This window comes from Streptomyces sp. NPDC088745 (genome assembly GCF_044751045.1).
In the GTDB taxonomy this organism is placed as follows: domain Bacteria; phylum Actinomycetota; class Actinomycetes; order Streptomycetales; family Streptomycetaceae; genus Streptomyces; species Streptomyces cremeus.
In genome coordinates this window covers 110380-127380 of record NZ_JBIVLB010000004.1, presented here as the reverse complement: position 1 = coordinate 127380, position 17001 = coordinate 110380, and the positions used below count along the sequence as shown (strand labels likewise).

At 72.4% G+C, this 17001-nt stretch carries 13 protein-coding genes; 4 read left to right on the top strand and 9 right to left on the bottom strand.

The genetic code is table 11. The annotated features are described in order from the left end of the window. The first annotated feature begins 78 nt into the window (after positions 1–78). From ACIP93_RS13455 to ACIP93_RS13445, 3 genes are all read left to right on the top strand, one after another. On the top strand, positions 79–552 hold the full coding sequence (locus ACIP93_RS13455) for a DUF6082 family protein (protein ID WP_345217425.1): 474 nt from the start codon (positions 79–81) through the stop codon (positions 550–552). Positions 553–820: 268 nt separating this feature from the next. Further along, positions 821–1090 carry a hypothetical protein gene (locus ACIP93_RS13450; protein WP_345217423.1) on the top strand — a complete coding sequence of 90 codons (270 nt, stop codon included), beginning with the start codon at positions 821–823 and terminating at the stop codon, positions 1088–1090. A 171-nt stretch (positions 1091–1261) separates the two neighbouring features. After that, on the top strand, positions 1262–2848 hold the full coding sequence (locus ACIP93_RS13445; protein ID WP_401758114.1) for an ATP-binding protein: 1587 nt from the start codon (positions 1262–1264) through the stop codon (positions 2846–2848). 8 nt (positions 2849–2856) lie between these two features. Here ACIP93_RS13445 and ACIP93_RS13440 read toward each other — a convergent pair whose 3' ends face one another. From ACIP93_RS13440 to ACIP93_RS13420, 5 genes are all read right to left on the bottom strand, one after another. Beyond that, positions 2857–4455, bottom strand: coding sequence for a cation acetate symporter (locus tag ACIP93_RS13440; protein WP_345217419.1), 1599 nt, complete (start codon positions 4453–4455; stop codon positions 2857–2859). After that, positions 4452–4910, bottom strand: a complete 459-nt coding sequence (locus ACIP93_RS13435; RefSeq protein WP_345219018.1) for a DUF485 domain-containing protein — start codon at positions 4908–4910, stop codon at positions 4452–4454. Before ACIP93_RS13435 ends, ACIP93_RS13440 begins: the two co-directional genes overlap by 4 nt. Positions 4911–5041: 131 nt before the next feature. Beyond that, positions 5042–5761: a response regulator gene (locus ACIP93_RS13430; RefSeq protein WP_401758110.1), complete on the bottom strand. Its 720-nt coding sequence runs from the start codon at positions 5759–5761 to the stop codon at positions 5042–5044. After that, on the bottom strand, positions 5758–7080 hold the full coding sequence (locus ACIP93_RS13425; RefSeq protein WP_401758107.1) for a sensor histidine kinase: 1323 nt from the start codon (positions 7078–7080) through the stop codon (positions 5758–5760). The genes ACIP93_RS13430 and ACIP93_RS13425 overlap by 4 nt, the downstream gene beginning before the upstream one ends. A 114-nt stretch (positions 7081–7194) precedes the next feature. Further along, on the bottom strand, positions 7195–9312 hold the full coding sequence (locus ACIP93_RS13420) for a DNA topoisomerase IV subunit B (RefSeq protein WP_345217412.1): 2118 nt from the start codon (positions 9310–9312) through the stop codon (positions 7195–7197). 450 nt (positions 9313–9762) lie between these two features. Between ACIP93_RS13420 and ACIP93_RS13415 the strand changes: the two genes are divergently transcribed. Next, on the top strand, positions 9763–9993 hold the full coding sequence (locus tag ACIP93_RS13415) for a hypothetical protein (protein WP_345217410.1): 231 nt from the start codon (positions 9763–9765) through the stop codon (positions 9991–9993). A gap of 657 nt (positions 9994–10650) precedes the next feature. Here the strand turns inward: ACIP93_RS13415 and ACIP93_RS13410 are convergent. The 4 genes from ACIP93_RS13410 to ACIP93_RS13395 form a co-directional block, all read right to left on the bottom strand. After that, positions 10651–11481, bottom strand: a complete 831-nt coding sequence (locus ACIP93_RS13410) for a S1 family peptidase (protein ID WP_401758103.1) — start codon at positions 11479–11481, stop codon at positions 10651–10653. 174 nt (positions 11482–11655) lie between these two features. Beyond that, the gene (locus ACIP93_RS13405) at positions 11656–13239 is read right to left on the bottom strand and encodes an RNA polymerase sigma factor (RefSeq protein WP_401758100.1); all 1584 of its coding nucleotides are present in this window, start codon (positions 13237–13239) and stop codon (positions 11656–11658) included. A 569-nt stretch (positions 13240–13808) separates the two neighbouring features. Next, the gene (locus ACIP93_RS13400) at positions 13809–14696 is read right to left on the bottom strand and encodes a FadR/GntR family transcriptional regulator (RefSeq protein WP_345217402.1); all 888 of its coding nucleotides are present in this window, start codon (positions 14694–14696) and stop codon (positions 13809–13811) included. A 160-nt stretch (positions 14697–14856) separates the two neighbouring features. Next, positions 14857–16938 (bottom strand): ATP-binding cassette domain-containing protein, encoded by a 2082-nt coding sequence (locus ACIP93_RS13395; RefSeq protein ID WP_401758098.1) that lies wholly within the window; start codon positions 16936–16938, stop codon positions 14857–14859. Positions 16939–17001: the final 63 nt, after the last annotated feature.

Sequence of the window (17001 nt, the reverse complement as noted above, 5' to 3'; positions counted from 1 at the left end):
ACGACCGCCGGCCGGCCCGTACTCCACGTCCGCCCACCCGGTGCTCAGTGCGGTCGCCTGTGATTTTCGGGGGTTGGGATGGCTAAGCACGGACAGCAGCGGGGGGTCGTGGTGGGGCTCGTCCTGGGGACGACTGCCTTCACCGCCATGCTCATCCAGCAACAGCGGATCCACCGGCGCATCGCACTGACCGCCCAGCGGCAACTGCAGCTCCAGCTCCAGTGCAAAGCGATGGCCGATCCACAGCTCGCCGCTGTGCTGGACACCTACGAGGAGGAAGTGCCCGCAGACCGGCAACGGCAGTTCCTCTTCGCCAACGCCCTCTACGGCAACATCCTGCACGACTGTCGCGTCGGCACGATGAGCCTCGAAGAAGCGCTCGGCCATCTCAGGATCACCTGCCAGAGCAAGGTCTTCCGGGAGTACTGGGACGCCACCGGTCACCACCGGGCCAGCCTGCCTTCGGACTCGGCGGAAGCGGCCATGGGCAGGCTGGTGGACGAGATCGTCGCCCGGGCCAGCGACGAGGGCGATCAGTGGTGGATCGCGTGAGAAGGCCGCGTCACAGCGCCGGATCCCGTCACGCATGACCGTCGTGCACCCATGCGCCCCTGCACGCGCCGGTGTGTGCCGGAGGAGGTCCGAGGGGAGAAAAGCGACTCACGAGGCCGTGCCGTCCCGCGCGCCCCGGAGTGCACGCGGGTGATCTATCTCACGTCCGGTACATTACGTGCGCAGAGGCCCCGGCCTGCACGCACACCACAGATCGCGCGCATGCACCTCCGCCCTTGGGTGTGCACAAGGTGCGTGCAAGCCACACATGAACTGGAACAGTGGACTCCCGTTGAAGAACCTACAGATCGTCCGCAGGATCGGCGCTTCCCCCCAGGCACGAGGCAGTGCGACGGGCCAGACGTGCCCCGACATCTTCGAGTTGAGCGACGGGAACTTCGCGGTCATCGGGACGGAGTCGACCGCCGTCCTGGACCACGAGCTCCCGGCGGACGCGGGACGTGCCGACTACGAACGCATCGTGGTCATCAGCCGCGAGACCCTGATCCGGGCGAAGGCCGACATCCCCGACGCGTAGACACCGGCCGGCCGGGCGCAGCAAGGCCGGCCGGGCGCGCGGCCGCCGTCCGGCGGTCAGGACCAGATGGGCCCCTTCGCCTGCACGGCGTTGCAGGGCCCATTGCCCTGTGGCCCCTTCCCGCGGACGCCCGGCGCGGTCCCGGCGGCGCGTCCCCTACCGTTCCTGTCCATGCGCATCACCTGGCCCCAGCGCGTCGTCTCCCAGTTCCTGCTGCTGCAACTGGCGGTGGCCACCGGCATCACCGTCCTCGCCACCGGGCTCTTCCTCGCGCCCCTGGGGGCCCAGCTCGACGACCAGGCGATGCGGCGGGCCCTGGCCATCGCGCAGACCACCGCTTCGCCGCAGGTCGCGCGGACGCTGCTCGACTCCCCCGCCGCGCCCGGCGGGCCCGTGCAGGCCGAGGCCGAGCGGATCAGGCGGGCGACCGGAGCCGAGTACGTGGTGATCATGGACCGGCGCGGGGTCCGCTGGTCGCACACCGCGACCGCCCGGATCGGGCAGGTCGTCTCGACCGACCCCAGCGGCGCCCTGGCCGGGCGCGAGGTCATGGAGATCGACAGCGGCACCCTCGGCCCGTCCGCCCGCGGGAAGGTCCCGCTGCGGGACGCACGCGACCGCATCGTCGGCGCGGTCTCGGTCGGCATCGAGTACGACAGCGTGCGCGCCCGGCTCCTCGCCGCGATCCCGGGGCTCCTCGCGTACGCGGGCGGGGCGCTCGCCGTCGGGGCCCTGGCCGCGTACCTCATCTCGCGCAGGCTCCAGCGGCAGGTGCACGACCTGGCCTTCTCCGACATCGCGGCGCTGCTCGCGGAACGCGAGGCCATGCTGCACGGCATCCGGGAGGGGGTCGTGGCCCTCGACCCGGCCGGCCGGGTGCGGCTGGTCAACGACGAGGCCCGGCGACTGCTGGGCATCGGCGACGAGGCCACGGGCCGCCCGCTGGACGAGGTGCTGGGGCAGGGCCGTACCGCGGACGTGCTCGCGGGCCGGGTGTCGGGCGAGGACCTGTTGACCGTACGAGGTCCCAGGGTGCTGGTCGCCAACCGCATGCCCACCGACGACGGCGGGGCCGTGGCCACCCTGCGCGACCGCACCGAGCTGGAGCAACTGGGCCGTGAGCTGGACTCCACCCGGGGCCTGATCGACGCCCTGCGCGCCCAGGACCACGAGCACGCCAACCGGATGCACACCCTGCTGGGCCTCCTCGAACTCGGCATGCACGAGGAGGCGATGGACTTCGTGACGGAAGTGGCGGGAGTGCACCGGGCGACGGCGGAGGAGTTCACCGACCGCGTCCACGACCCGCTTCTCGCCGCTCTGCTGGTCGGCAAGGCGACGGTCGCGGCCGAGCGGGCGGTGGTGCTGCGCCCGGCGGCCGAGACGATGCTGCCGGACCGCCTGGTGGACCCGCGCGGGCTGGTCACGGTGGTCGGCAACCTGGTGGACAACGCCCTGGACGCGGCGGCCGGCTCGCCTGCGGCCTTCGTGGAGGTGGCACTGTACGCACGGGGCCGGGAAGTGGTGCTACGGGTGACGGACAGCGGCCCCGGGGTGCCGGACGCCGAACGCGAGTCGATCTTCACCGAGGGCTGGACGACGAAGGCGCTCCCGTCGCACGGCAAGCGCGGCCTCGGTCTCGCTCTCGTACGGCGTCTGGCCGAGCGGCACGGCGGCAGCGCCCGGGTGGCGCGGGCGCCGGGCGGTGGCGCGGAGTTCACGGTGGTCCTCCCGGAGGCGCTGACCGCGCCCGGCTGAGCCGCGCCTCACACCGCCCCCGCCCCCGTCAGCGACCGCACCTCCGTCTCCGCGTGCTTCGCGGCGTCCGGCTCCTCGCGCGAGGTGACCGTCCCCAGCCAGCCCGCCAGGAACCCCAGCGGGATCGACACCAGCCCCGGGTTCTGCAACGGGAAGTACTGGAGGTCGGCACCGGGGAACAGCGACTCCGGGCTGCCCGAGACCACCGGCGAAACGATCACCAGCAGCACCGCGGGCACGAGCCCCCCGTACACCGACCAGACCGCCCCGCGCGTGGTGAACCCCCGCCAGAACAGCGAGAAGAGCAGCACCGGCAGGTTCGCGGACGCGGCCACCGCGAACGCGAGGCCGACCAGGAACGCCACGTTCAGGTCCTTCGCCAGCAGTCCCAGCCCGATGGCCACCACCCCGATCCCGCCCGCCGCCACCCGGGCGACCGCGACCTCGCTGTACGGCTTGCCGCGCCTGCTGCGGCTGCGCAGCGACGCGTACAGGTCGTGCGCGACGGAGGCGGAGGAGGCCAGGGTGATGCCGGCGACGACGGCGAGGATCGTGGCGAAGGCGATGGCGGCGACGACCGCGAACAGAACCGTTCCTCCAGCGGAACCCTCGCCGCCGCCCAGTACGTTGGCGAGCAGTGGGACCGCGGTGTTGCCGGCCGCGTTGGACGCCCGCACCTTGTCGGTGCCGAGCAGTGCCGCGGCGCCGAAGCCCAGGACGATCGTCATCAGGTAGAAACTGCCGATGAGCCCGATCGACCAGACCACCGAACGGCGCGCGGCCCGCGCGGTGGGCACGGTGTAGAAGCGGGAGAGGATGTGCGGCAGCCCCGCCGTGCCGAGCACGAGGGCCAGCCCCAGGCTGATGAAGTCGAGGCGCGCGGTCCAGTCCCCGCCGTAGCGCAGGCCGGGCGCGAGGAAGTCCAGTCCGTGCCCGCTGCGCGCGGCGGCGGTGGTCAGCAACTGGTTGAAGTCGCCCCCGAAGCGCACCAGGACGAGCACGGTGAGCGCCAGCGCGCCCGCCATCAGCAGGACGGCCTTGACGATCTGGATCCAGGTCGTGGCCCGCATCCCGCCGAGCGTCACGTAGACGACCATCAGCGCGCCGACCCCGACGACCGTCCACGTCTGCGCGGCCCCGCTGCTGCCGCCGAGCAGCAGCCCGACGAGGCTGCCGGCGCCGACCATCTGGGCCACCAGGTACAGCACGGACACGGTGACCGAGGAGGTGCCCGCCGCGATCCGCACGGGCCGCTCCCGCATCCGGGAGACCACGACGTCGGCGAGGGTGAACCGGCCGCAGTTGCGCACCAGTTCGGCGACCAGGAACAGCACCACCAGCCAGGCCACCAGGAATCCGACGGAGTAGAGCATCCCGTCGTAGCCGTAGAGGGCGATGAGGCCGGAGATGCCGAGGAAGGAGGCGGCGGACATGTAGTCGCCTGCGATGGCGAAACCGTTCTCCATGGGGCTGAAGAGGCGTCCGCCGACGTAGAACTCCTCCGCCGAGCCTTGCCGGTGGCGGCTCACCCAGGTGGTGATGGCGAGCGTCGTCGCGACGAAGGCGCTGAACAGCAGTAGTGCCAGGGTCTCGTGGCCATGGTTCACCGGCCGGCTCCCCGGGCTTCGGTCAGCCGGGTCAGTTCCTGGGTGTCCCAGCGCAGTTCGAGCGCGGCCCGGTCCCTGCGCAGCCTGGCGTGCCGGGCGTACGCCCAGGTCAGCAGGAAGGTGGAGAGGAACTGGCCGAGACCCGCGACCAGCGCGACGTTGACCGCGCCGGCCACCGGCCTGGCCATCAGGCCGGGTGCGGCGGTGGCGGCGACGACGTAGGCGACGTACCAGGCGAGGAAGGCGAGGGTCGCGGGGACGACGAACCGCCGGTAGCGGCGGCGCACTTCCTGGAAGGCGGGGCTGCGCTGCACCTCCAGGTAGATCTCGGCGGCGCCGGGGCCCGGCCCGGGCGCGGTGGGCTGCTGCGGCACCGCGGGCGGCCGGGCTCCCGGGCCGCCGGTTTCCCCCCAGCCGGAGGCGAGGGCGTCATACCACGGGTCGTCGAACCGCATCGCCGCGGCGTCGCGCCCTTCGTGCTTGTCCACCGAACAACACTCCTTGTCCGCGGCCGGACTGGTCCGCGCGCCCCAGGATGGGCAGACAAGCAAGTCCCCCGGTTCGGCAATGCCCTCTCTTCACCCCATCAGGTGACGTCCGCACCCGGCGGGCCCGTGCGCGGCGGCCTGGCGAGGCCTTGCCGGTAGGCGTAGCGGACGGCCTGTGCGCGGTCGCGCACGCCGGTCTTCGCGAAGAGGTTGTTGATGTGGGTCTTCACCGTGGCGGACCCGATCCGCAGCCGGCGGGCGATCTCCGCGTTGGTCAGCCCCTCGGCGATCAGCTCCAGCACCTCGGCCTCGCGCGGGGTGAGCCCGTCGGGCAGGTCCCCGGAGCCCGGCGCGCCGTACACCGGGGGCTCGGGGGCGGTGACGCGCTCCAGGAGCCTGCGCTGCACCTCGGGAGAGAGCCGGGCCTGCCCGGACATCACGTCCCGCACCGCCCGGACGATCTCCTCCCCGTCCGCGTCCTTGGTGAGGTACCCGCGCGCACCGGCCCGCAGCGCGGGGAACAGCCAGTCGTCGTCGGCGTACGTGGTGAGCACGACCACCTGGGTCGCGGGGTGCGCGGCCCGGATCCGCCGGGTCGCCTCCACGCCGTCGCAGCGCGGCATCCGCAGGTCCATCAGCACCACGTCCGGCGCGTGCCGGCCGACCAGTTCGACGGCCTCGTCGCCGTCCCCCGCCGAACCGGCCACCTCGATGCCGGGCAGCAGCCCCAGCAGCAGGACGATGCCCTCGCGCACCATCGCCTGGTCGTCGACGACCAGCACCCGGACGGTGCCCGCTTCGGCGTCGTCCCGGCTCATACCGGCATCCGCAGTCTCACCACGAATCCCTCCCCCTCGGGCCCCGCCTCCAGCGTGCCCCCGAGCAGTTCCGCCCGTTCCCGCATTCCGAGCAGACCGTACCCGCCTCCGGTCGCGGCCAACTCCCTTCGCACGTCCGCGTTCCGCGGCTCGGTCGCCTCAGTCGGCCGTGCCGTCGTCACGGACCCGGCGTCCCCGGCCGGTCCGGTCGCCGGTCCCGCCGCCCCCGCCGCCGCCCCCGGCACCGCCGCCTGTCCGTCCCGACGGCCCGAGTTCCGTATCTCCAGGGTCACCTCGTCGCTCCCGTACGCCAGCAGGATCCGTACCGCCGCTCCCGGCGCGTGCTTGCGCACGTTGGTGAGGGCCTCCTGGGTCACCCTGCGCAGCGCCTGGGAGGCGTCGGCGGGCAGCCCCCGCCGCGCGCCGGCCACCTGGACGTCGGCCCGGTCCATGGCCGCCATCTCCCGCAGGTAGTCCTCGACGGGCGCCGTGTCCCCGCGCAGCGCCGACAGCGCCTGCCGGGTCTCCGCCAGCCCTTCGCGGGCCATCCTGCGGGCGGCGACCACCCGTTCCAGCAGCCCGTCCCGGAACGGGCCCCGCGGCTCCCTCTCGACCAGCAGGCGGGCCGCCTCCAGGTGCACCACCTGCGCGGAGAGGCTGTGCGCGAGGACGTCGTGCATCTCCCGGGCGATCCGGGCCCGCTCGGCGAGCGCGGCGCTCTCCGCCTCCGCCGCCCGGGCCGCCCGCTCCTGCGCCAGCAGCAGGAACCCGGAGCCCCGCGCCTGCGCGTCCAGCCGCAGCATGTACCCGGTGACCAGGACACCGAAGCTGACCACCAACTGCTCCCGCAGGCTGACGTCCCCCAGCCACGACATGCCGGTCACGAGCACCGCGCCCACCGGTGCGCCGGCCGCCAACGGCAGCCGCACCATGGCCTGCACCACGCAGACCACCAGCAGGATCGCCCCGGACGCCTGCGCGTCCACCGCGTACGCTCCGCCGGCCAGGAGCGCGACCGCCCCGAGCACCGCCAGCGAGGGCAGCAGCCGGTGCCGCAGGGTCAGCCGGTCGTACAGCTCGGCCGCCCCCGTGACCGCGACCAGGGCGAGCGGCGGCACCACGACGGCGAGACCGTCGAAGACCCGCGCCGCGTACGCCTCCAGAAGGATCCAGGCGCCGATGCCGAGCCACATGGCGACGTCGATGACCCTCCGCACCCGGGGCACCCCGATGCGCGTCAGGGCCTCCCGGGAGGGCCAGGCGGTGAATCCGCCGCCCCACCGCGTCGACTGCGCCGGCACTGCCGTCTGCGTGTTCATGCTTCGACGTTACGGAGCGGGAAGCCCCCGCGAATCGGAGCGTGGGTGGAGCTTTCGGCTCCACCCACGGGTTGACTCCGCCACCGCACGCGCGGATCGCACCGCATACGCGGATCAGGCGTCGATGCGCGACCTGTCCAGCGTCGCCGCCGCGCTGGTGATGAACTCCTTGCGCGGCGCCACCTCGTTGCCCATGAGCAGGTCGAAGACGCCCTCGGCCGACTCCAGGTCACCGATGTTGATCCGGCGCAGCGTACGGAACCGCGGGTCCAGCGTGGTCTCCGCGAGCTGGTCGGCGTCCATCTCGCCGAGGCCCTTGTAGCGCTGGATGTCGTCCTTGTACCGGATGTTCTTGCGCTGGTACTCCAGCAGGGTCTGGCGCAGTTCGTTGTCCGAGTACGTGTAGACGTACTTGTCCTGGCCCTTCTTGGGCTGCACCAGCTCGATCCGGTGCAGCGGCGGGACCGCCGCGAACACGCGCCCCGCCTCCACCATCGGGCGCATGTACCGCTGGAAGAGCGTCAGCAGCAGGATGCGGATGTGCGCACCGTCGACGTCGGCGTCGACGAGGAGCACGATCTTGCCGTAGCGGGCGGCGTCGATGTCGAAGGTCCGGCCGGACCCCGCTCCTATGACCTGGATGATCGCGCCGCACTCGGCGTTCTTCAGCATGTCCGAGACGGACGCCTTCTGAACGTTGAGGATCTTGCCGCGGATCGGCAGGAGTGCCTGGAACTCGGAGTTCCGGGCGAGCTTGGCCGTGCCGAGCGCGGAGTCCCCCTCGACGATGAAGAGCTCGCTGCGCTCCACGTCGTCACTGCGGCAGTCCGCGAGCTTCGCCGGCAGCGACGAGGACTCCAGGGCGGTCTTCCGGCGCTGGGCGTCCTTGTGCTGGCGGGCCGCGATACGGGTCCTGGCGGCCGCGACGACCTTGTCCATCACCGAGCGGGCCTGCGCCTTGGCGTCGCGCTTGGTGGAGGTCAGGAAGCCCTTGAGCTCCTTGGCGACGACGTTGGCGACGATGCGGTTGGCGGCGGAGGTGCCCAGCACCTCCTTGGTCTGGCCCTCGAACTGCGGCTCGGCCAGCCGCACGGTGACGACCGCCGTGAGGCCCTCCATGGCGTCGTCCTTGACGACGTCGTCCTCGGCGACGCGCAGCAGCTTGGCGGAGCGGAGCGTCTCGTTCACCGTCTTGGTGAGGGAGCGCTCGAAGCCGGAGACGTGGGTGCCGCCCTTGGGGGTGGCGATGATGTTGACGAAGGACTTGACCGTGGTGTCGTACCCGGTGCCCCAGCGCAGCGCGATGTCCACGGACAGCTCGCGGGTGACCTCGGTGGGCGTCATGTGGCCGCGGTCGTCGAGGACCGGGACGGTCTCCTTGAAGGTGCCCTGGCCGGTGAGCCGCAGGACGTCGCAGATCGCCTTGTCCTGCGCGAGGTACTCGCAGAACTCGCTGATGCCGCCGTCGAAGCGAAACGTCTCCTCGCTCTTGCCGACGCCCTCCAGGTCCCGCTCGTCGCGCACGACGATGGTCAGTCCCGGCACCAGGAAGGCCGTCTGCCGGGCGCGCTGGTAGAGCGTGTCCAGGGAGAGCTTGGCGTCCTTGAGGAAGATCTGCCGGTCCGCCCAGTAGCGCACCCGGGTGCCGGTGCGGCCCTTGGGAACGCGCTTGCCCCTGCGGAGTCCGTTGCCGGGGTCGAAGGGGGCGTCGGGGCCCTCTCCGGTGAAGGCGCCGGGGACGCCGCGGCGGAAGCTGATCGAGTGCGTGACGCTGCGGTCCACCTCGATGTCCAGGCGGGCGGAGAGCGCGTTCACCACGGAGGCGCCCACGCCGTGCAGACCGCCGGAGGCGGCGTAGGAGCCGCCGCCGAACTTGCCGCCGGCGTGCAGCTTGGTCATGACGACCTCGACGCCGGACAGGCCCGTCTTGGGCTCGACGTCGACGGGGATGCCGCGGCCGTTGTCCTGGACCTCGACGGAGCCGTCCTCGTGGAGGATGACCTCGATGCGGTCGCAGTAGCCGCCGAGGGCCTCGTCGACGGAGTTGTCGATGATCTCCCAGAGGCAGTGCATCAGGCCGCGGCTGTCGGTGGACCCGATGTACATGCCGGGACGCTTGCGGACCGCCTCAAGACCTTCGAGGACGAGCAGGTGCCGCGCGGTGTAGTTGGAACCGTCACGGTCCGCGCCGCTCAGCAGTGCGGTGGACGGGACGGTCGTATCGGCGGTCACGCGGTTCGCTCCTCGCTGAATTTCAAATGGGCCCCGATGGGGTACGGGGTCGGCGTCTGTCGCCGCTCAGAGGGTAACGGGGCCTGGTAGAGCGGGTGTAACGCCACCCTCGGGAAAACTCATGCTAGTCCAGTGGCGTACACATGTTCGATCCCTCGATGGAGTGAAGCACATGTCACGTTCCCTTCCGGGCATGAACCATTTAGGCTCCGGGCACGTCCTCATCAACAACCCGGCAATCCGGCCGGGGGGACGCCCCACCAAGACAAGCCAGCAACGCGAAACCGTAAAGCGACGCAATACGGCTCATTCGCCGCCAACCGGCAACAGACAACCACTCCGGAAGACCTTCGGAAGAAGTTTCAAGAAAAAGCCACGAGCGGGAACGTTTTCGGCCTGGTTGGATGTTGACCCTGGTACGACAGCTCGTCGAGCTAGAGAAGAGGCGACGTGACTACTGTTCTGACCCCCGCGAGCCCCCTGACGGCCGCTGACCGATGCGACCGCTGCGGCGCCCAGGCTTACCTGCGCGTTCTCCTGGCCAGCGGCGGCGAACTGCTCTTCTGCGCCCACCACGGTCGCAAGTTCGAGCCCGAGCTCAAGAAGATCGCCGCGGAAATACAGGATGAGACGGACCGGCTGACGGTCACGCCTTCGTCCGTCGAGGACGACGAACACTGACGCCCTGAGAGCGTCGACGACGAGCCGAGGACCGCATACGGACGGTCGACGGGCGGCTTCCCCCGGGTGTGCGGGGGAAGCCGCCCGTTCTCGTGCGCGTGCGCGGGCGCGGGCGCGGCGGACTGTCCGCCGGGTACGTGATGGGCCGGTACGGTCCCGGAACGCGCGGGGAGGGACCGGGGCCGGAAGCCGGGGGCGGAGCCCGGAAACAAGGCCGGAGGCAGGGCCCCGGAGCCGAGGGTCGGAATCCTGGGTCGGGCGAGCGCACCGCGGCAGACCCGCCAGGGCCGTCCCCCGACCGGCATCACGCCAGTGCCCTCAGCCCCTCCCCGGAGCCCTGGACCCGCCCCCGGAGCAGCCGCCGCCGGGCGGAGCGGTCCAGCGGCAGCCACCAGAGGGGCCGCCCCCCGGGCGCAGTGCCGGCCCCGCCGACGGGTACGCAGGTGAGGGGCCGCGCCCGGTTGCCCGTGCACGGCCCCTGCCCCGCCCCGAAAGCCCCTGCCCCCTCCGAAAGCCCCCGGTCCGCCCCGGAAGCCCGTCCCCACCCCGACGGCCCCGGCGTCGTCACGCGCCCAGGCCGCCCCTCCGCACGGACGGCGGACGGCGGCCGTCCCCCGCTTGGGCGAGGGGCCGCCCGTTCAGCCCCGCGCGCGAGGGTCAGATCTGCTCCGCCAGCACCTCCGACAGCGCCGGGATCCGCGTGTACACCCCCGGGTTCTCCGCCTGCCCGCACCCGCTCCCCCACGACACCAGCCCGATCAGCCGCCCCCGCGCCACCAGCGGCCCCCCACTGTCGCCCTGGCAGGCGTCATGACCGCCCTCGGGGTCCCCCGCGCACAGCATCGTCGCCGGCAGATACGCTCCGTCGAGGTTGCCGGGGTACGCCCGGGCGCACGCCTCGTCGGGCAGTACCTGCACCTCGGTGGAGCGCAGGGAGGACGCGTACGTCCCGTGGCCCGTGGTGTCGCCCCAGCCGTAGACCGACGCGACGGTCCCCGGGTCGGTCAGGCGGCTGTTCGCCGGGGCCGTGCGGATCACGGACTCCGCGGGCAGCGCCTCCTCCAAGGTCAGCACCGCCAGGTCGCCGGAGTTCGACCGCGGATCGTAGGACGGGTTCACCCAGGCGCTGCGCACGGCGATCTCCTGACCGTCGGCGCCGCCCAGTTCCTCGCGCCCGGCGATGACCTTCAGGTCCCGCACCTCGCTCAGCCGCACGCCGAGCACGTCCCTGTCCAGGCAGTGCGCGGCCGTGAGCACCTTGGTCGGCGCCACCACCACTCCGCCGCAGAACTGCCCCGCCCGCATACCGCCGAACCGGTCACGGCTGGCCACCGCCACCACCCACGGGCTGTCCGCCACCTTCACGGCCTGGCCCCCTATGATCACGCCGTCGGCGGCGGCCGTGCCGGCCGCCGCCAGGGGCGGCCCGGCCACTGCGGCAATGAGGGCGAGGGCCCCCGTGAGCGATCTGGTGATGGGGCGACGCATAGGTCCTCCTGACTCAGGGGTGTGATGTGCACACCCAGAGTCATCCAGTGCCGTACCGGCCGCACCCGCACGGCACGCCGCGAGCCCGGGTCCCGTACGACACGGACGAGCGTGCGAACGGACGGAACCCGGGCCCGGTGGCCGACTCGAACAGCCCAGTCGAACTCGAACAGCTCAGTCGAGGTAGTCGCGCAGCACCTGCGAGCGCGACGGGTGACGCAGCTTGGACATCGTCTTGGACTCGATCTGGCGGATGCGCTCACGCGTCACGCCGTAGACCTTGCCGATCTCGTCCAGCGTCTTGGGCTGGCCGTCGGTGAGGCCGAAGCGCATGGACACGACACCGGCCTCGCGCTCGGAAAGCGTGTCCAGGACGGAGTGCAGTTGCTCCTGGAGAAGCGTGAAACTCACCGCGTCGGCCGGAACGACCGCCTCCGAGTCCTCGATGAGGTCGCCGAACTCGCTGTCGCCGTCCTCGCCCAGCGGCGTGTGCAGCGAGATGGGCTCGCGGCCGTACTTCTGGACCTCGACGACCTTCTCGGGGGTCATGTCGAGTTCCTTGGCCAGCTCCTCCGGGGTGGGCTCGCGGCCCAGGTCCTGGAGCATCTGGCGCTGGACGCGGGCCAGCTTGTTGATGACCTCGACCATGTGCACCGGGATGCGGATGGTGCGGGCCTGGTCGGCCATCGCGCGGGTGATCGCCTGCCGGATCCACCAGGTGGCGTACGTCGAGAACTTGTAGCCCTTGGTGTAGTCGAACTTCTCGACCGCGCGGATCAGGCCCAGGTTGCCCTCCTGGATGAGGTCCAGGAAGAGCATGCCGCGGCCGGTGTAGCGCTTGGCGAGGGAGACCACCAGACGGAGGTTGGCCTCCAGGAGGTGGTTCTTGGCGCGGCCGCCGTCCTGGGCGATGATCTCCAGCTCGCGCTTGAGCTTGGGGGCGAGCTTGTCGGAGTTGGCGAGCTTGTCCTCGGCGAAGAGACCCGCCTCGATGCGCTTGGCGAGCTCCACCTCCTGCTCGGCGTTGAGCAGGGGGACCTTGCCGATCTGCTTGAGGTAGTCCTTGACCGGGTCGGCGGTGGCGCCCGCGACCGCGACCTGCTGCGCCGGCGCGTCGTCCTCGTCGTCGTCGGAGAGGACGAAGCCCTTCGATTCACCGGACTCGCCGGACTCGCCGGACTCGGCGCTCTCCTCGCCGTCGCCCGTCCCGGCCTTGGTCTCCTCGACCGGATCGTCGCCGTCCGCGGTCCCGGCCTGCTGCGCGGCGGTCTTCTTCGCCGCCGTCTTCCGGGCGATGGTCTTCTTCGCCACGGCCTTCTTGGCGGTGGTCCTCTTCGTTGCGGTTTTCTTCGCGGGGGCGGCAGCGGCGGTCTCGTCGGCGGGCGCTTCCCCGGGGTCCGTGACGGAAGCCGCGGCGGCAACTGCCTTGGGCGTGAAGGTACTTGCCGCGAAGGTCCGGGGCACGGTCCGCTGGACGGGGCTCCTGGGGGGCGGGCTCTTCTCCGCAACGGTCTTGCGGGCACGCTTGGGCGGCTCCGCGGCGGCAACCATCAGCATCACACCCTCTTCCTCAAGGATCTGGTTGAGGCTGCGCAGGACGTTCTTCCACTGGGTCGGCGGAATCCGGTCAGCCTCGAAGGCCCGACGCACGTCGTCGCCGGCGATCTGCCCATCAGCCTTTCCCCGCTCGATGAGCGCCAACACAGACTCGGACTCGGCGATCTCCGGCGGGAGCGTACGGGATGTGCTGGCCGACACGAACAACCTCTCGAAAGCGATGGAAATGGCGTCCGGCCCCGAGCCCGCTGGAGGGCCTGAGCCGACGACCACCGGCTGGGGATGGTGCACCGGCGGACCGGGCGAGAACCTGGGACCGTCTGCGATGCCGCGAGCGGCCTCCGCATTCCCTCCTCGGCTGTCACCTCTTAGGTCATCGCGGGATCCGACGGAGTGTTACGCCTCAATCTTCGCGGTCCGGGTCGGTGGCACGGGCGAAGGGACCGAGTCACGGGAGGCGCGCGGCGCGCGGGCGATGTGCGGCACGGCGGCGGGCCGCGGCGCACAGTTGCCCGCGATGAACTCCCGCCCGGGGAGGGGCCCCCACAGTCGTGGGGGGGGGGGGGGGGGGGGGGGGGGGGGGGGGGGGGGGGGGGGGGGCCGGCGCCCCCCCCCCCCCCCCCCCCCCCCCCCCGCGGGGGGGCCCCCCCCCCCGGGGGGCCCCCCCCCCGGGGGGGCCCGCCCCCACGAAGGGGGTACGGCCGCGCGGGACACGGCGTGGGGAACCGCTGACGGTGTACGGGGCGAGGAGCGGCCGGGGACGAAGGGGGTCAGTGCTCGCGCGGAGCCGGAACGACGCGCTCCACCTCCGGGTGGACGGTGAGGAGTTGACGCATCGCGACCTCGGCCCCCGAGCCGTCGCCCGCGGCGAGCGCGTCGGCGATCCGGGCGTGGTGGGAGAGGGAGACGTCGGTGGGACGGTCGCAGCCGACGATGGGTCCGCCGGAGACCTGAAGGGCGGCGGAGACGATACCGGAGAGGTGCTCCAGCATGCGGTTGCCGGCGAGGTGGATGAGCAGGGAGTGGAATTCGGCATCGGCCCGGGAGAAGGTCAGGGAGTCGCCCTGGGCGAGGGCGTGCCTCATGATGTCGACCATGTCGCCCAGGCGCTGCTGCACGTCGTCGCGCCCGTGGCCGGCAGCCAGCCGGGCGGCGAGGGGCTCGATGGTCCAGCGCAGTTCGGTCAGTTCACGACGCTGGTCGTCGCGCTGGGGTCCGAAGGCGCGCCATTCGATGATGTCGGGGTCGAGCAGGTTCCAGTCACTGACCGGCCGGACCCGGGTTCCCACGTTGGGGCGGGCGCTGACCAGCCCCTTGGCCTCCAGAACGCGCAACGACTCGCGGACGACGGTGCGGGACACCTCGAAGCGCTGCCCGATCTCCTCCGGCACCAGCGGGCGGTCGGCGCCGAGGTCGCCCGAGACGATCATCTGGCCGAGCTGCTGGACGAGTTGGCCGTGCAGACCGCGGCCGCGGTTGCCCGCCGCGCGGCGGCCGATCCGGCCCAGGTCGGATTCGGGACTGTCCCAGCCGATGGGTCCGACCCGGTCGGCGGCGGACACCTCTGCGAAGGGGTAACGGTCGAGGTCGCCGGGGCCGGCGAGACCTGTGTCGACAGAGCGGGCGGCGGTCATCATGGTGTGCGCAAGGGTACTCACGGAAGAGTTGTCGGCGTCCTGCTCGTGCCCCTTGAGGTCTTTGGTGAAAAGCACACGAAAGGGTGATCACCGTCCTCTCCCCCATTGACGCCTTGCCGGGCAGAAGCGTGTGCTCCAGGGGGAGTTGTGGGCGAATCGACGTCTCGACGTCAGAATGCGATCACCAACGGGCCTTGCGGCGAAGGTCCGTGATCAGATATGTGCACAGGAGCACAGGAAGCGACAACGCCAGTGCGGTGCCGACGGGTTGGGCGACGATCCGCATCGCGGCCAGCAGCCACTGGTCCGCCTCCGCCGGAATCCGGATCCACGTCAGCTCCCGCAGCCTGCCCGGGAGTCCGACCGTCGAACGTGCTGCCGGTCCGCTCAGCAGGTGCTGGACGACGGGAGCGACGGCCACCGGCACCGCGAGCACGGCCGCGAGCCCCGCCGTGGCGACCCGGAACACCCCGGCGCCCAACACCCCCGCCCAGGCGCACCCGACGCTGAGCGCGGCCCAGCTCGCCGCCTTGCCGGGCAGGCCGGAAGCGGGAAGCGGCGTCGCCCCGGCCCCGTACAACAGGCGTACGAGGAGCAGGTTCACCCCGACCGTCAGGGCGGCGAGAAGCAGCGCGAGGCCGGCCGATACCGCGAGTTTGGCGAGGAGGAGCCCGAGGTGGCGGGGCGAGGTGCCGCGCGAGGCGGCGAGTGCCGGGTAGCGGAACTCGTCGCCGAAGGAGAGCGCGCCGAGCAGGCCGGCCGCGAAGGCGGCGGGCGGCAGGGGCAGCAGGGCGGGCCACGCGGCGAGAGCGACGGGCAGGGAGCCGCCGCTGCCGCCGGCGTGCACGGCGAGGACGCACAGGACGGCGGAGGCGACGAGGGAGGTGAGGGCGACGAGGAAGGTGCTGCGGGTGCTGAAGGTGCGGAGCACTTCGTAGCGGAAGGGGCGCAGGGGGCCGCGGAGGGGGCGGAGCGGGGTGCTGTCGCGGTGGCTCGCCGCAACGGGGCGCGTCACAGGAGGAGTTGCAGGGTCCCCTGCGAGTGGGGCGCGGTCCTCACCGGTCAGCGGAATGCGGCCCCCGTCTGCGGACGGTGCACGGTCCGCACCTGTCGACGGCGCGCGGTTCTCGCCTGCGAGCGGTGCACGGCCCGCACTTGTCAGCGACGCCCGGCTCCCGTCTGCGAGCGGTGCACGGTCTCCGCCGGTCAACGGCGCGCGGTTCTCGCCTGCGAGCGGTGCACGGCCCGCACTTGTCAGCGACGCCCGGCTCCCGTCTGCGAGCGGTGCACGGTCCCCGCCGGGCAACGGTGCGCGGCGGGCGTCTGCGAGCCGTGCGCGGCTCGCGTCGCGGGGTGTGACGGGCGTCTGTTGCGCGGGGGTGCGCCCCGGGCCCATGTCTCCGGTCTCATCCGCGAGTTGGTGCAGGGGAACGCCGTGCCGGAAGGCGGTGTCCCCGACCTCCGCGCAGGTGCTGCCGTACACGGACAGACGGTTGCCCTCCTCGGAGACCACTTCCACCGAGCGCCGCGCGACGCGGGCCTCCTTGCTGAGGAGCGCGCCGAGCCGGACGGCCTGCGGGGTGCGGACGGCGACGCGGGGGCGCAGCCGGGTGCGGGCGAAGTCGGCGGCGGCCTGGTCGGCGACGAGGCGGCCCTCGTCCAGGCTGACGACGCGGTCGGCGGTGCGGGCGGCCTCCTTGGCGTCGTCGGTGGTGTACAGCACGGTGCCGCCGTGCGCGGCGTGGGAGCGCAGGAGTCCGTGCAGCCAACTGCTGTCCCGGGGGGAGAGCCCGGCCGCGGGTTCGTCGAGGAGGAGGGTGTGCGGGTCGGCGAGCAGGGCGGAGGCGAGGCCCAGACGGCGGTCCATGCCCAGGGAGAGGTTGCCCAGGCGCTGACCGCCGAGTCCGGTGAGGCCGACGACGTCCAGGAGGGAGTCGGCGCGCGCGGCGGGCACTCCGGCGGCGGCGCAGAGCATCCGGAGCTGCGCGCGGGCGGTGCGCGAGGGGTTGCCGGGGACGTCACCGAGGAGGGCGCCCACTTCGCGGGCCGGGTGGGCGACACGGTGCAGGGGGCGGCCGCGGAAGTACGTGACGCCTCGGCCCCGTTCGAGTCCGAGCATGAGGCGCAGGACGGTGGTCTTCCCGGAGCCGGGGGCCCCGAGGAGGGCGGTGACGGTGCCGGGACGGGCCTCGAAGGTCAGGTCGTCCACGGCGGGCGGGCGGGCCCGTCGCGGCGTGCTGGTGAGTCCGATGGCCTGGAGCATCGCTTCCCTCGCGTCTCGTGCGGCTCCCGCGACGTCCACGGCTCCCCGCGGTGGAGGGAACGC